The organism is Streptosporangium becharense (assembly GCF_014204985.1).
Taxonomy (GTDB): Bacteria; Actinomycetota; Actinomycetes; order Streptosporangiales; family Streptosporangiaceae; genus Streptosporangium; species Streptosporangium becharense.
Map to the genome: position 1 here is coordinate 6568568 of NZ_JACHMP010000001.1, position 15800 is coordinate 6584367.

The 15800-nt window shown below is 71.2% G+C and carries 8 protein-coding genes; 4 read left to right on the top strand and 4 right to left on the bottom strand.

Features of this window, described 5'->3' with window-relative positions; translation table 11 throughout:
- Window positions 1-316 precede the first annotated feature (316 nt).
- Both F4562_RS28650 and F4562_RS28655 read right to left on the bottom strand, forming a co-directional pair.
- Window positions 317-1780, bottom strand: a complete 1464-nt coding sequence (locus F4562_RS28650; protein WP_184541348.1) for a hypothetical protein — start codon at window positions 1778-1780, stop codon at window positions 317-319.
- A gap of 259 nt (window positions 1781-2039) precedes the next feature.
- On the bottom strand, window positions 2040-3935 hold the full coding sequence (locus tag F4562_RS28655) for a S9 family peptidase (RefSeq protein ID WP_184541347.1): 1896 nt from the start codon (window positions 3933-3935) through the stop codon (window positions 2040-2042).
- Between the two features lie 238 nt (window positions 3936-4173).
- Between F4562_RS28655 and F4562_RS35385 the strand changes: the two genes are divergently transcribed.
- Window positions 4174-5247: a class I SAM-dependent methyltransferase gene (locus F4562_RS35385; protein WP_184541346.1), complete on the top strand. Its 1074-nt coding sequence runs from the start codon at window positions 4174-4176 to the stop codon at window positions 5245-5247.
- 217 nt (window positions 5248-5464) lie between these two features.
- On the opposite strand, the gene F4562_RS28665 is transcribed toward F4562_RS35385, so the two are convergent.
- Complete coding sequence (locus F4562_RS28665; protein ID WP_311733979.1) at window positions 5465-6154, bottom strand: SDR family NAD(P)-dependent oxidoreductase; 690 nt, start codon at window positions 6152-6154, stop codon at window positions 5465-5467.
- Window positions 6155-6401: 247 nt separating this feature from the next.
- Here F4562_RS28665 and F4562_RS28670 point away from each other — a divergent pair, with 247 nt between their 5' ends.
- The 3 genes from F4562_RS28670 (at window position 6402) to F4562_RS28680 (ending at window position 15421) form a co-directional block, all read left to right on the top strand.
- Window positions 6402-7838 carry a glutamate-cysteine ligase family protein gene (locus tag F4562_RS28670; protein ID WP_184541345.1) on the top strand — a complete coding sequence of 479 codons (1437 nt, stop codon included), beginning with the start codon at window positions 6402-6404 and terminating at the stop codon, window positions 7836-7838.
- Window positions 7839-8368: 530 nt separating this feature from the next.
- Entirely contained in the window at window positions 8369-14014 is a 5646-nt protein-coding gene (locus tag F4562_RS28675; protein ID WP_184541344.1) for a CARDB domain-containing protein, read from the top strand.
- 462 nt (window positions 14015-14476) lie between these two features.
- Window positions 14477-15421, top strand: coding sequence for a hypothetical protein (locus F4562_RS28680; protein WP_184541343.1), 945 nt, complete (start codon window positions 14477-14479; stop codon window positions 15419-15421).
- On the opposite strand, the gene F4562_RS28685 is transcribed toward F4562_RS28680, so the two are convergent.
- Window positions 15403-15798, bottom strand: coding sequence for a thiol-disulfide oxidoreductase DCC family protein (locus tag F4562_RS28685; RefSeq protein ID WP_184541342.1), 396 nt, complete (start codon window positions 15796-15798; stop codon window positions 15403-15405). The two genes, F4562_RS28680 and F4562_RS28685, sit on opposite strands and share 19 nt — an antisense overlap.
- Window positions 15799-15800: the final 2 nt, after the last annotated feature.

Here is a 15800-nt window from a genome sequence, read left to right on the forward strand (position 1 = left end):
CGGGACATAGTGCTTCGGTGCGACGTGCAGATCACGACCCGCGAGAAGACGCCGGCGCGGCGAAGAAGGCGACGGTCGGTCGTCCGGCGCGGGAGAGATCGGGCTCACGGTAGGGTGCCGGGCTTGGAAGTCGCTTGCATGGCGAGCGGTTTCTTCCTGCCCCACTTGGAATCCGCTGCAACGGCCCCCTGCTGCGACCGGTCTTTTGATGGGATAAATAGCTATATATGCGCTCTTGTTGAGAAGGGTCCGATCTGTTTACCGGGCCATCCGGCGGATCGATCCTTTCGCCTCACCGCGGCGCGGGCCCGCCGGGTCAGCTCGTCCCGACCGGGGCGAACCGCGCCCGCCAGCCGCCGGGCAGTTTCACCACGCGCCACTCGGTGGCGTACCGGGGCGGCCGCGCACCCGAGTAGACCATGACGAGCTGGACACCGTCCTTCAGGGCCTGGCGCACCCGCGGCGGCTGCGCGGCGGGGAAGCCCCGGGTGAGCCCCTGCGAACGGCAGCCGAGCATGTAGCCGACCTGGACGCCCGACTGGCCGTAGACCACGCAGGGTGCCCGCACCCCCATCCGGCGCAGTTCCTCGGTGGCCAGGCGCACCTCCTCCCGGCGCTCGTACGTGCCGGCCGACAGGTGGTAGGCGTAGGTGCCCTGGAGCGCGAAGTGCGCCAGGAGCCCGGCGCCCACGAACGCGACGGCGGCGTACCGCAGCGGCGGCCGGCCGGCACGGGCCAGCGCGATCGCACCCACGGCGATCGGAAGGGACAGCAGCGCGTAGGTCGGCATGAGGAAACGGGGAGCGGCGTAGTCGACGTAGAACAGATACGACGCGGCCATCGCCAGCCCGGTCACCGTCACCAGCACGACGGGCCCGGGACGGCGCTCGCGCCACGCCGCCCACAGGCCGACCGCGGTCATCAGCGGGATCGCGAGCCACCAGGTCAGCGCGACGGGGGAGACGTCCCCGCAGTCGACGTTCCACCGGCACAGCGAGGGACCGTCGAGGGCACGGGCGTGTTCGAGGACGGACACGGTCAGGCCCGTCAGGTTGGCCTCCCCGGCTCCGCGCATCCGGGCGGCGACCCCGCCGAACCTCAGCTCCGCCTCGATCAGCCACTCGCCCCAGCCGACGCCCAGCCCGGCCAGGACGGCCGCGAGTGAGGAGATCCGCCGCGGTCGCGCCAGCAGCGCCGCGACCGCCATGGGCACCGCGGCGACCAGCGCGTCGGAGGGGCGGATCAGTGACACGGCGGCCAGTGACCCGGCCAGGCCGGCCGTCGCCCCCCGGGAGGAGCCGAGCAGGAAGAAACCGGTCGCCGCCACGGTACCGAGCGCGACGTACAGGTTGGGCATGGCCTCGTTGCCGTAGAAGAGCGACAGCCAGCAGCCCGCGAACAGCGCCGCGGCGAGCGGGACCGCGTAGCCGGGACGCACGCGGGTCCAGACCAGGAAGGCGCCGAACAGGGCGAGCGAGGACAGGACGGTGAGGTAGACCCGCAGGGCGACCACCGAGTCGGTCAACGCCACCACGGGTGCGACCAGCAGCGGCATCCCCTGCGCGCGCGGCGCGCTGAAGTCCGCCGGCGGCGTGTGCGCCGCGAACTGGCTGGCGTAGATCGACTCGTCCCAGCCGATCCCCATGTGGACGGAGACCATGATCAGCTGGGTGAGACCGTAGGCCAGGCAGACCAGTGCGAGCAGGACGGGCGGCCGGGTGATCAGGTGCCGCGCCGCCCGCGCGGGGGAGGGCGGCGTCCGCTGGAGCGTACCCGTCATCGGGGCCCGCCGGAACCGTGCCGCCGGGCGGCCGTGAGGGAGGTCGTCATCCGCGCTGTCTCTCCTGCTCGCTGCGGGGTGACGCCGTCGTCACCCGATTCCCGTCGGTCCGCTTCCGCGGTCAGGGGGAGTCGGCTACGGCGTGTCCGCTCAGCCGGATGTGCGATACCCCGGGCGGTAACCGATCATGCGGAAGCCCGCGTCAAGGATCGGAAAGCCGTCATGACGCGGGCATTGACCGGCCGGGCGGACCCGGTGATCAGGACAGGTGACGGGACCACCACTCCAGCACGGCCTCGAAGCGCTGCACCCGGTGCCGGGGACGCCCGCTCCGGGTGAGCTCGTGCCCCTCACCGGGGAAGAGCAGGAACTCGGCGGGGGTGCCGTTGCGGCGCAGCGCGACGAACATGCGCTGCGCCTGCTCGACCGGGCAGCGCCAGTCCTCCTCCGAGTGGACCACGGCGAACGGCAGGGTGATCCGGCCGGCGTGGTAGAGGGGGCTCATCGCGCGCTGGGTCTCCGCGTCGGGGCCGCAGTACGCCTCGGTGAAGTACCAGCCGATGTCTGAGGAGCCGGTGAAGGAGTCCCAGGCGTTGACGGCGCGTTCACTCCAGGCGGCCCGGAACCGGTCGCCGTGGTGGGCGGCCAGCCAGCTCGTCATGAACCCCCCGTAGGAGCCGCCCATCACGCCGACCCGCCGCGCGTCGCATTCGGGGCGGGCCAGCGCGGCGTCCAGCAGGGCGAGCACGTCGTCGGCGTCCACGGTGCCCAGGGCACCCACCACCGACCGGCCGTGCTCCTGGCCGTATCCGGCGGAGCCGCGCGGGTTCGGCAGCACCACCGCGTACCCGGCGCCCGCGTAGACGTGGTTCTCGTCCAGGAACCCCCACCCGTGGTGGTGGAAGGGGCCGCCGTGCACGTTCAGCAGCACCGGGTGCGGGCCCGTGCCTTCGGGCAGGGCCAGCCAGCCGTGCACCGGGTAACCGTCGGGCGAGACAGCGGTGATCTCCTCCAGGGAGCCGAGCCCGGCCGGTGGCCCGGGGAAGCCGGGGAGCGGCCCGGCGGGGGTCACCACCTCACCGGGGCTTCGCGGGGTGGAGACCACCGCGACGATCTGTTCCCCGTGCGCGGCGAACGCCTTGACGCTCGCCCGCTCACCCAGTACCAGGACGAGTTTCTCCAGCGGGGCCCCGGGGGAGCCCGCGGGGACCAGGCGCAGCTCGATCGCGCCGCGCACCCGCACCGCGACCAGGACCCCGTCCTTGATCGGGACGGGCGGCAGCGCCTCGCAGCCCACCGACTCCTCCTCGGTCAGCCGCACCCCGGTGGCGGCCTCGCCGCCGATCCGCAGCGGAGCCCGGAACAGGCCGGCGTTGCGGGCCACCGCGTCGATCCCGGAGAACTCCGTGCCGAGGTAGAGCAGCTCGCCGCCGGGCAGCGGGACCGGGTACTCGGCCGTCCCGCCGCTGCGCACCACGAGGACGGGCGAGCCCCCGTCGGCGGGCACCGCGTACACGTCCGTGTGCAGGCTCTCGCCGTCGAGGTCGCGGGAGGCGGAGACCAGCACGTGCCGGCCGTCCGGGGTCCAGGCGGGGGAGTCGACGTCGTAGGCCCCCTCGGTCAGCCGCACCGGCTGGGGCGCCTCGGCCAGGGCGTTGACCACGAACAGCGCGGGACGCCGGTCGAAGGTGAAGCCGACGCCGTCCAGCCGGTACCGGAGACCGGTGATCCGCCGGGGCGCCTCGGCCGCCGCGTCCACGCCCTCGTCGGTGCCGTAGCGGCCGGGTTCGGCCACCCGGGCGACGAAGGCGATCCGGCGGGAGTCGGGTGCCCAGACCGGTGTGCCCGCCCCCAGTGGCAGGTCGGTGACGGGCCGGGCCTCGCCGCCGCCGGTGGGCATCACGTGCAGCTGCGGCCTGTCGTCGTCCTGCGTCCGGAGGAACGCCACCCACGCGCCGTCGGGGGAGATGCGGGGTGCGGTGTCGTGGTCGCCGAAGGTGAAGGGGACGGGCGGGCCGTCGGGCGAGAACCGCCACAGGTTCCCGCGGTAGGAGTCGGTCTCCAGATCGGGCCGGGCCACGTCGACCAGCAGCAGGCCGTCGTGGAGCGTGACCGTGCCGGGGACGTGGAGCGAGGCGAGGTCTTCTGCGCGCATTCCAATGACGCTATCACCGAATTCGCCAGCCCTAATGATCTTTAAGGTATTTGTCCTTTATATCATGGTTGGTCATCTCGGCCGGGAGATGCCGTACGCCATTGGGGGGACTTGTCGAGATCAAGCCAAATACCGGATGACATCAAAACTAAATGACGGTTGAGTCATTAGTGATGGCATGTCACTTTTAATGGGAACTCTCTTTCTCGACGTGACCCCGGTGAAGGGACGTTTCGCGGTGTCTGCCAGACGAGTCATCTCCCGAGTCGTGTACGGCTCGCGCTACGACCGCGTGCCCTGGGGGCAGCGGATCTACATCCGGCCGGGCGAGCGGTTCGTCCGCGAGCTCCAGTGGCGGCTGCGGCTGCGCCGGGCCCCCGTCATGACCTTGCAGGAGTACCGGGAACGGACGCCGCTGGGAGAGATCGAGGAGTTCGTCAGCTGTCACCTGTGCGGGGAGACCCGCCAGCAGCCGCTGTTCCAGCCCACCGACACCAGGCGCGGCTGGAGCTACCAGGTCGTGCGCTGCCCCGCCTGCGGTTTCCTGTACCGCAACCCCAACATCCGGCCCGAACGCCTGGGCGAGCTGTACGCCAACAGCTACAGCGGCTTCCTGACCGGGCGTTACGCGGCCAACCGGCAACGCCGCTACCGGCTGACCATGGACGCCTTCAACCCCGTGTTCGAGATCGGGCGGGGCCGGCGGCTGCTCGACTTCGGATGCGGCGCCGGGCTCTTCCTGGAACTGGCCGAGCAGCGCGGGTTCGACGCCGTCGGGGTGGACCTCTCCGCCGACTCGGTCGACATGGCCAACGAGCGCCTCACCCGGGCCCGTGCCCACTTCGGCGCTCCCGACGACGTGCCCGAGATCGCCGCGGGCGGCTTCGACGTGATCACCCTGTGGTCCGTCCTGGCCCACCTGCCCCGCCCGCTCGAGGACTTCAAACGCTTCCGCGACCTGCTCGCCCCCGGCGGCGTGCTGCTCATCCTCACGGTGAACGCCGCCTCCCTGCAGTTGAAGGCGTACGGCAGCGGCTGGAACGGCTTCACCAAGAACCACCTGATGTTCTACTCGGCCGAGACGATGCCCGCGCTGCTGCGCCGCAGCGGGTTCGCGGCCGTGGCCTTCGCCCCGTTCTACGGTGACACGATCGAGGCGGGCACCACCAAGCTGCCCGCCTCGCTGCAAGAGCGCCTCCGCCGCAACGTCGAGACCGGGGACGGCGGCAACATGCTGCGTGCCCTGGCCTTCGCCGACGACGAGGCCGTCGGGCGTTGGGGCGGAGGACTCAGGGTCCGCGACCTGGACTGAGCGGTCCGGGGTCAGGACTTGCGGTCCGTGACCCGGGCTGAGCGGTCCGGGGTGAGGACTTGCGGTCCGTGACCCGGGCTGAGCGGTCCCGGGTCAGGATTCACGGTCCGTGACCCGGGCTGGGCGGTCCCGCGTCAGGCCACCGGCGGTGACATCCCGCCCGCCGGAGCGCCGCCCGCCGGGGTCCGTGCCGTCCGGCCGCGGACGCCGGACCCGGCTACCAGGGCAAGGGCCTCTCCTCCGAGATGAACGTTCCGGTCGAGCCGTCGGCGCCGAGCGTCGCCATCCGTACGACCGCCGCCGCGCCTTCGGCCGCCGTGCGGTTCCCGGTGCCACCGGTCATGTCGGTGGCGCACAGGCCGGGATCGACGGCGTTGACCGTGATCCCCGACTCGCGCAGCTCGTTCGCGTAGAGCACGGTGAGGGCGTTGAGCGCGCTCTTGGACGAGTTGTAGGCCAGCATCGGCCACCCGGCGTTGAAGTCGTCCCCGGCCACGGTCAGGCCGACCGAGGCCAGCCGGGTCGTCATGTTGACGATCCGGCCCGTTCCGGACGCCCGCAGCAGCGGGATCATCGCGTGGGTGACGGTGACGACTCCGAAGACGTTCACCTCGTAGGTGGCCCGCATGTGCTCGGCCGTCGCCTCCGCGGGGGTCACCCCGGCGTCGCCGCAGATCGCGGCGTTGTTCACCAGCACGTCCAGCCGCCCGAACTCCTCACCGATGAGCTTGGCCGCGTTCGCGGCCATGGCCGGGTCGGTGACGTCGAGCAGCACCGGGCGGGTCCCCTCGGGGGCGTGGCTCTCCTCACGTACCCCGGCGAACACCGTCATCCCGTGCTCGGTGAGCCGGCGGGCGGTCTCCCGGCCGATGCCCCGTCCGGCTCCGGTCACCAGTGCGATCTTCACAACTGTTCTCCTTCCGTCGAGATCGCACAGTCTGGGCACGGTCTCTTGGAAGCGGCCTGCGGATCAGTTGTGAACTCCGGTGAACGGGCGACCGCGGCACGGGCGGCGGCGGGCCGGTGCCGGACCCCCGCCGGGTCCGTCCGGCCCGTCGGGGCCAGGTGTGGCGCCGATCGCGCGTCGCGCTGATTAGAACGGTCCTGCCGGGAGAGTGGGAGGGGGCAGGAGACCCGACTGATCGGACGGTGTGATGGGGCAGAGAGTCGACAAGGAGCACTTCACCGAGGCGGAGTTCGCCCTCTTCGGGGAGCGGCTGACCGAGCAGCTCCGGCAGCTCCGCGAGGTGCTCTCGCGGCCCGGTTTCGGCACCGGCCCCGCGACCATCGGGGCCGAGCTGGAGATGTTCCTCGTGACGTCCGACGGCCGGCCGCTCCCGCGTAACCAGGAGGTCCGCGCGGCGGCCGGCGACGACCGGCTGACCCTGGAGCTGGGCAGGTTCAACCTGGAGGCCAACCTGACGCCGTTGCCGATCGCCGGACGGCCCTTCACCGCCCTGGTGCGCGAGCTACAGGAGATCACCGCGGTGGTGGACGCGGCGGCGGCGACCTGGGGCGGGCAGGCCGTGGCGATCGGGATCCTCCCCTCGCTGAGCGAGTTCGACTTCACCCACGAGGCGCTCAGCAGGGAGAGCCGCTACCGGGCACTGGCCCGGGGCATGCGGCGGCTGCGGGCCGAGCCGTTCCGGGTGCGCATCGAAGGCGTCGAACTGCTGGAGCTGGAGGTCGAGGGGGTGATCCTGGAGAGCGCCAACACCTCCTGGCAGGTGCACCTGCGCACGCCCCCCGCGGACTTCGCCCGCATCTACAACGCCGCCCAGCTGGCCATCGGCCCGGTCCTCGCGGTCAGCGGAAACTCACCCGGCTTCCTGGGCAGGCACCTTTGGGAGGAGACGCGGATCGCGTTGTTCGAGGAGTCGGCCGACGACCGCGACGTGGCCCGGCTGGATCGCAGGGACCGCCGGGTGGCCTTCGGGTCCGGCTGGGTGCACGACGTCGCGGAGGTGTTCGAGACGTGCGTCCGCGACTACGAGCCGGTGCTGCCCATGATCTCCGACGACGTGGTCACGCCTGCCGGGGACATCCCGCGACTGGCCGAGCTCCGGCTGCACCAGGGCACCGTGTGGCAGTGGAACCGGCCGGTCTACGACCCGGACCACGGGGGTCACCTGCGGGTGGAGATGCGCGCGCTGCCTGCGGGGCCCAGCGCCGTGGACATGGCGGCCAACACCGCGTTCCTGCTGGGGCTGACCGCGGCGCTGGCCGTCCAGCCGGTGGAGGAGTTCCCCTTCGCCGGGGCGTACCGCAACTTCTACCGCGCGGCCGTGCACGGCCTGGACGCCCCGCTGAGCTGGCCGGGCCTGCGGGAGGAGGTCCCGGCCGAGCAGCTCGCGCTGGACCTGCTGCCGGTCGCCGAGGCCGGGCTCGGGCGGGTGGGGGTGGACGCGGACGAGGCCCGGTGGGCGTTGGACGTCATCCGGGAACGGGTCAGGCGCCGCCGCACCGGCGCGATCTGGCAACGGGAGGCCCTGGCCGGGATGGGCGGTGACGCGGCGGCGCGGGCACGCATGGTGATGCGGTACCGGGAGCTCGCGCTGAGCGGCGAGCCGGTGCACACCTGGCCGCTCTGACGCCGGTTCCGCGTCGGTCCGACGCCGCTCCGACATGGATCGGCACGGCGGCCCTGGTACGGCACGGCGGCCCCGGTACGGCACGGCGGCTTCACCAGGTCGTACGCGGGCATCTGGTGATCCGTACCAGGGCTACGGTCTGTGATGACAAGCCAGGATGATCTTCTCCAAGGACATCAAATGGCTCACAAGGGGGATGGGCCACCCTATGGCGGTCCGGTCGATTCAGCGCTACGAGCTATGTAGCACCCAAAGGGATTGATATCGCTTATACAGCGCACCCGTACCGGTGCTGTGCAGAAGCGGAGACGTCTCGCCGCGCCGCGGTGGGCCCGAGTCGTCGCCGCGCCCCGTATCGCTGAGAAGGACGCGAACGCCCGGCCGAGGATCCATCGGACCTCACGAAGGCGTGCGTCTGTTCCGTCACGCCGGATCGGCCGGCCACGGCGCCCCTTGTCCCGGGGGCATGCCACCTTCCCCTTGTTTCCGTGCCGCGCCCGGTGCGCGGCCCCTGCTCCGGAGATCCTTCCTTGTCCTGGTTATTCGGCCGCGCCTCCGCGCGGCGGATAGCGGTTCCCGCACTCGTCGCGGCGCTCGGCTCTCTCGCCCTGCCCGCGCCGGCGGCCGCCGCACCCGCACCGTCACCCTCCCCGTCCTCCAAGATCGCGGAGGAACCCGACGGGCTCAAGCTCACCCACCTCGGCGCCCTCAACACCTCCGACGGCCACCTCGGAAGGATCAACAGCAAAGGCCAGATCGCCGGCTATGTCCGGAACGCGGACACCGGTATGGACAATGCCGTGCTGTTCTCCGCCGGGTCCCCTGTGGACATCCACACGGCTCTCGGCAACCCGGGTAAGGGAAGCCACGCCCTGGACGTCAACGACGACGGCACGGTGATCGGCCGCGTCGCCTCCCAGGGTGGAGTGCCCTATGCCGACACCTTCATCTACAAGGACGGCAAGGCGACCCGACTGGGCCTGCTCTACGGCAGCGGGATCAACAATCGGGGGCAGATCGCGGGCTTCGAATGGATCCGTGATCCCGACGGTTCCGTTCTGCGGCTCGAGGCGTTCACCGATCAGGCCATAGAGACCTACGCGCTGAACGAAGCCGGTGCGGTCGTCGGCATGGCCGACATGGACCCCGATCGGGACATCGAGAAGTTCCGTGCCTTCCGGACCGAGCCCGGCAAGCGTCTCGACCCCACGAAGGACAGCCTGAACTTCGTCGGTGAAACCCTGGCCACCGATGTCAACGACCATGGACAGGTGGCCGGCGCCGGGACGGACGCGAACGACGTTCACCGTCCCCTCATCTGGGATGAGGACGGCGATGCCACGGTGATGAAGACCCCGGCTGATCGCGGCGGCACAGTGAACGCGATCAACAACGCCGGTGTCGGCGTCGGGATGATGAAGGCCGCCGACGACGCGCCGCGAGCCGCGCTGTACGTGGACGGCAAGGGGATCGACCTGACCGACCTGGTGCGGGCGGCGGGCTACGACGTGACCCTCAGGCACGCCACCGGTATCAACGACCTGGGCCAGATCGCCGTGATCGGCCGGTGGGGCAAGCAGACGACGTGGGACCACGCCTTCCTGCTCGACCTGGGCGTCAAGAAACCCATCATCACCTCGCTCAGCCTTCAGACGCAGGTCTACCCCTCCGGGTCATGGGTGGACATACCGGAGAAGGGGGCGATCGACGGCAACTGGGTCGAGGTCACCGTCTCGGTCAACAACCCCGACCTGGTCTATCCCGCGCGCAGGAAGCTCGTGCTGCGCGAGAAGGTGTCCGGCAAGGCCTTGCCGGATGGAACGTTCGACGTGACAATCCCTCCCGGCAGCACCGTGACCAAGCGGGTGACCTGGGACACCACGGGGTTCGCCTGGCATCAGGGCATGGCGCGGTCGGACCGCGCCGTGGTCGCCGATGTCGTCGCCGCCGACGGCGCGGTGCAGGCCACCCGCACCCAGCCGGTCGTCGTCCGGCCGACGCCCGTGGTCATGCTGCACGGCTTCAGGAGCGACGCCGCGGCGTTCGACGGCTTCAAGCAGTTCTTCGCCAACCAGAGCGACCTGTACAAGGAGCTGGTGTTCGCGGTCGGCGACGGGCAGGTCCCCGGTGAGATGAACACCGGCCACCCGATCGACTACACCGCCCCCACCCTGGACCTGGTGGCCAACGCCCGTCAGGCATGGGATTACACCCGCAAGGTGCAGGAGAGAACGGGTGCCTGGCACGTCGACTACATCGGGTTCTCCATGGGCGGGATCATCGGCCGGCTCGTGATCGACACCATGATGCCGGAGTCGGTGGGCGGGTATCCGCCGGTGCGCCATCTGATGCAGATCGGCGCTCCGAACCTGGGGTCGCTGTGGGCGGACGCGCTCTTGGTGGGACGAACCAAAATGGGCTTCCCACGGTCATGGTGGCCGGCTCTCTACCATCTCACCACGGGATTCATGAAAGAAAAGTTCGACCCGGTTCACACAAAGTTGAAGGGTGCGCGGCTCTCCACCCTGGCCGGTATAGGGACGCCGGTGTACGTCGCCATCCCGCCCTGGGAGGACGGAGACGGCGTCGTCACGCGGAAGAGCGCGGAGCACCGGTCCGAGAACAGGTACACCACCTCCCTGAAGCACCTGCAACTGCTCGACCAGGAGACGACCTTCGATTCCTATGTCGTGGAGGAGATCGCCGGTTTCCCGCACGGCCAGGCGTCCGGCCTGGCGAAGGGCGCCGGAGTGAAGGCGAAGGAGAACGGCGCCGCGGCGGCCGACGGGGAGGCCACGCCGGCCGACGACGACGCGGTGTCGGTGTTCGCCACGCCGTCGGCGACGGTGGAGGCGGGCAAGACCGCGGTCGTGCCGCTGGAGGTTCCGGCGGGCACCCGGTTCGGGGTGGTGGACGCGCTGCCGGAGACGGTGGGGCTGCTGCTGCGCGACCCGGCCGGGCAGCCGGCCGCGCAGTACGCGGCGGGCAGTGACGCGGCCAAGGAGGTCATCCAGGGGCTGAACGTGGCCACGCCGCAGGCCGGGGCGTGGAAGCTGGAGATCACCAACACCGGCACGGAACCGGTCACCGCCAACCTGAGCGCGTGGATCGCCGGCACCCCGGTGAAGGCCGCGGCCACGGTCGAGCAGACCGGCGACGAGGGCCGGGTGAAGGTGTCGGCGACGGTCACCGACGACGGCAAGCCGGTCACCGGGGCTACGGTGAAGGCGACCCTGACTCTGGCGGTCAAGGACGGCGCCCAGCATGAGCTGACGCTGTCCGACGACGGCGCCGAAGGCGACGGGGTGTACGCCGCGACGACCGAGGAACTGCCCGACGGCTTCTACAGCGTGGTGGTGAAGGCCGAGACGGCCAAGGGCCTGCGAACCGCGAACGACACCGTGGAGGTCAAGAAGCCGGATCTGCGGGAGTTCGAGCTGAAGCTGTCGGCCACGCCGGGCGGGTCGGTGTCGGCGTCGCCGGCGCAGGAGAAGTACCGGGTCGGGACGAAGGTGACGCTGACCGCGACTCCCGAGGCCGGGCGGGTCCCGATCGGGTGGACCGTCGACGGCAAGAAGCGGGGCCCGGGTGCGTTGACCGTCGTCATGGACGGTGAGCACACGGTGCAGGCCCGGTTCGGCACCTACAAGGTGACCGAGATCGGTACCCTGCCCGGCGCGGACCCGCAGCGGGTCGACGCGGCGGCGCTGAACGACCGCGGCCAGGTCGCGGCCATGGTGGCCGACAAGGACGGCCGGCGGCACGCGGTGCGCTGGCAGGACGGCACCGTCACCGACCTGAGCGGTTCGGCCTGCCCGGCCGGTGCGGGCACCTGTGAGAGCGGTGCCCTGGGCATCAACGAGGCCGGTGACGTGGCCGGGTGGAGCAGCACGTCGTCGGGCGGCACCTCCGGGCGCGCTCTGGTGTGGCGCGCCGACGGCTCGGTCATCGACCTGCAACCGGGTGACGGCGGCGCGGGCGCTTTCGACGTGAACGACACCGGTCAGGTGCTCGGTCATACCCGGTCCGCAGGCGTGATCTGGGACCGGGGGATCGCGGTTCCCCTGCCCGCCGACTACGCCGGGTCCGGTCTGAGCTACCACGACGAGAACAACCAGATCCGTCCGCCGCGGATCAACGAGAGCGGTGCGGTCGCGGGCGGCTACGCCTTGGGCCGTGAGCCCGACGGCACCGTCCGTGACACCGGCCCGATGCTGTACGCCGACGGTGTGCTGACCAAGCTGCCCGGTACGGTCGAGGGGTGCGCCACCACGGGCGGGCGGGCCTCCGATCTCAACGACACCGGCCTGGTGGTCGGCACGCTGCGCTGTGGCCGCTACGAGAACACGCGGACCAAGCGCGCCTACGTCTGGCGCGACGGCGTCGCGACCGATCTGGGGGCCGGTGAGGCGACCGGGGTCAACGACCACGGGGTGATCGTCGGGTCCGAGCCGGATGACGCGATCAACGTGCAGAAGCCGCCGGTGATGTGGATCGACGGGGTGAAGTACCCGCTGTCGGGTGTGCTGTCGCGGCCGGGGTGCCCGCGAGACGGCCGGCAGACGACCCAGCCGTGCGTGGGCATCGGCAACGTGCTGGACGTCAACGAATCGGGGCAGATCCTGGTGCAGGGCCTCGTGCGCGAGCCCGCACCGGTGGAGGCGGGCGGGTTCACCCAGGTGAGCCGGGCGTTCCTGCTGACCCCGACCACCGCCCGCACCGACCTGAAGGTCACGCACACGGTGTCGGCCGCCGAGCCGGCGCCGGGGGCGAAGGTCACCTGGAGTGCCACGGTGACCAACACCGGCGATGACGCCGCCACCGACGTGCGGCTGGACGTGTTCATCCCCGGGACCGTCACCGGTGCGGTGTGTGAGACCGGGCGGGGGTTGTGCGCCGCGATCAAGGGCGGGTTCCGCAACACGGTCAAGGTGCTGGAGCCGGGCGTGAGCGCCACCGTGAAGGTGAGCGCCACCATCCCGGCCGGTACCGCCGCCGACACCAGGCTCACCGCGCAGGCGCGGGCCTACAGCCTGGAGGTGGCCGACCCTCAGCCCGGCAACAACCAGGCTGAGGCCACCGCCACGGTCAAGCACGCGCTGGACAAGACCGGCGTCAACTGGGTCGAGCCGGTCCGGGTCGGGTCGACCAGCAAGTACCCCATCGAGGTGACGCTGACCAACCGCGGCACCGACCCCATGCCGATCGCGGCCGTCAAGACCGAGGGCCCGTTCACGCAGACCAACACCTGCCCGAAGGAGCCGGACAAGCTCGCTCCGGGCACGGGGTGCACGGTGCAGTTGTGGTTCACCCCGATCGAGGTGGGGTCGGCCGCAGGGAAGCTGACCTTCACCACCGACGGCACCGAACCCGCCTATGTGGTGACTTTGACCGGTCGGGGCGCCGAGGCCAACGCCGTGCCGGTGGTCAAGCTCCCGGATGCCCCGTTGCAGGGCAAGACGGGTGAGCCGTTCACCCTGACGGTGACGTTCACCGACACCGACCCCGCTGACACCCACACGGTGAAGGCGTACTGGGGCGACGGTGAGGAGGCCGTGGCGCAGGTCACCCGGCAGACCGGCGGCGGGACCGTCACGATGACCAGGACCTTCGACGAACCGGTGGACGAGGGGTACGCCTGGGTGAGGGTGACCGACAGTAAGGGCGACACCGGTGATGCGGACGTGCCCTATGTCATCACCGGGTCGGCCTCCGCTGCCGCGCCGGCGGTGGGCAAGGGGGCCGCTGCCGGGCCCAAGGTGGCGCTGACCGGCACCGGCAAGACGGTCTCGCCCGCGCACTCGTGCCGGCTGGTTGCGGCGTGTGAGAAGAAGGGTGAGGCGAGCCTGGCCGTCACGGCTTCCTACCGGGGTAAGAAGGGCAGCGTGCCCGTCGGTGAGCTGCGCTACGACGCGCCGGGGTTCCGGCTGCGGCACACCGCGTACACGGTGCTCGTCGCCGCGGACGGTACGGCGACCCTGCGGGGCAGGGGCCGGGTCAACGACGCCACCGAGGTCACCTTCGAGGTGACGGCCGTCGACGCGGGCAAGGCGGCCGACGGTGACCGGTTGCGGTTGAGGGTGTGGGGCAAGGACGGTGGGCTGGTCTACGACAACCAGCGCACCGGCCCGGCGCCGGCCGTGACCGGCACCGTCCGAATCAGCGGCCGCGACTAGCCACGACTGGCCGCGACCGACGACTCCGCGGGTTTCCGTCACCTCTGGCGGGAACCCGCGGACATCCGGCCCGCCGGGAGCCGAATCGGCTCCCGGCGGGCCGCTCCCATTCACCCGCGACACACCTTTACCGGCGACACGGCGACACACCTTCATCCGCGACACGGCGACACACCCGCCGGGTCTCTCCGCGACCCGACCGTGATCCGGCACGTGCCGTGGGATCATCACCCCGAGGGAGGAGCTCTACAGGAAAACGCTCACATGGTCGGTATCACAACAGACGTATTTGAATCGCGGCATACTCATGAACTCCGCATCTTCTCCGCCGAAACCGGTGGGACCCGACGAGGAGGATCGATGAGCGCGATGACGGCCGTACCGGTTGAACCATTCGGTTTGACGCGGAACGGCGGTGACCTCGCAGCCGGCATCCGGATCCTCGAGAAGGAGCTCCCGCGGGTGACGCTCGGCACCGTCCTGGCCGAGGCCAACCGCGTCGCGGTCAGGAAGGGGCGGGCGGGAGCCGGAGCGTTCGCCGGGATGAAGCCCGGACCGGTCGACTGGTACTCCTTCAACACCGGCGACAACACCACCAGGGAGTGGTACCCCCAGGGGCTGAGCTCCGCCTCCGACGCGGGAGGCGGCGGGGACGCGTTCGTGGTGAGCTGGTACCACAAGCCGTCCTCGGGCGCGGAGCGGGGCGTGCGCCTGACCTTCCTCGACCCGGCGACGCTGCGCTACCGTCACGTCCTGCTCGTGCGGGCCCTCCCCGGCGGGGACATCGCGCCGGTCAACATCCACGCCGGAGGCGTCGCCTGGTACGGAGACCTGCTCTACGTCGCCGACACCACCCGCGGTCTGCGCGTCTTCGACACCCGGCAGATCTTCGAGGTGAACGGGGACGACGACGACGCGATCGGCAGGAAGGGCGGCTCCTACCACGCCTTCGGCTACCGCTACGTGATGCCGCAGACCGACGCCTGGACCACCGCCGGAGGCGGCTCGGCCCGCTTCTCCTTCGTCGCCGTCGACCGCAGCACCGAGCGCCACACTCTGATCTCCGGCGAGTACGTCGACGAGCCCGGCGCCGTGGGCCGGGTGGCCCGCTGGCCGCTGACCGCCGGGGGCGGCCTGGACGCCGGCGGCGGCACCGCGCGGGCCGTGGACGCCTACCGGCTCCCGGTGGACCGGGTCCAAGGAGCGCTCTCCCACCGGGGCACCTGGTACCTCAGCCAGACCGGGGGCTCGACCAGGAACGGCGCCCTCGTCGTCGTGGGCGACACGACGCGCAGGCGCCCCTACCCGGTGGGCCCGGAGGACCTGACCTGCGTGCGCGACAGCGGGACGCTGTGGAGCGTGACCGAGTTCGTCGGCCGCCGGGCGATCTACGCCGTGCCGCTCTGATCAGCGGGTCCCGGCCGCGCCGCGCAGGCGGGGGTGCCGCCGGGCAGGCGGTGCCGGTTGACGGCGACGAGCCGGTACACCCCCTGCGCCACCCATCGCAGCGGCGGGACGCGCAGCGCGAACCCCAGCGGGCTCCACGGAAGACCGGCGGCGCGCAGCAGCGCGGCCACCGCCTGGGCCCCGCCGCGCACCCGGCCGCCCTCGATCCAGAGCACTTCACGCTCGGCCCGTTCCCGCGTGGTGCCCAGCGCGGCCAGGTCCTCGCACTGCCAGGGGGCGACCCGGGCGCGGACCCCGATCCGTCGTTCGGCGAACCGGACACTCGCCGTGCAGAAACCGCAGTCGCCGTCGAAGAGCAGCACCGGTCGTCCCGTCATAC

Coding starts and splice junctions, on each gene's coding strand:
- F4562_RS28685 (WP_184541342.1), bottom strand. CDS start 15,798: ATGACGGGACGACCGGTGCTGCTCTTCGACGGCGACTGCGGTTTCTGC.
- F4562_RS28655 (WP_184541347.1), bottom strand. CDS start 3,935: ATGCGCGCAGAAGACCTCGCCTCGCTCCACGTCCCCGGCACGGTCACG.
- F4562_RS28650 (WP_184541348.1), bottom strand. CDS start 1,780: ATGACGGGTACGCTCCAGCGGACGCCGCCCTCCCCCGCGCGGGCGGCG.
- F4562_RS28670 (WP_184541345.1), top strand. CDS start 6,402: ATGGGGCAGAGAGTCGACAAGGAGCACTTCACCGAGGCGGAGTTCGCC.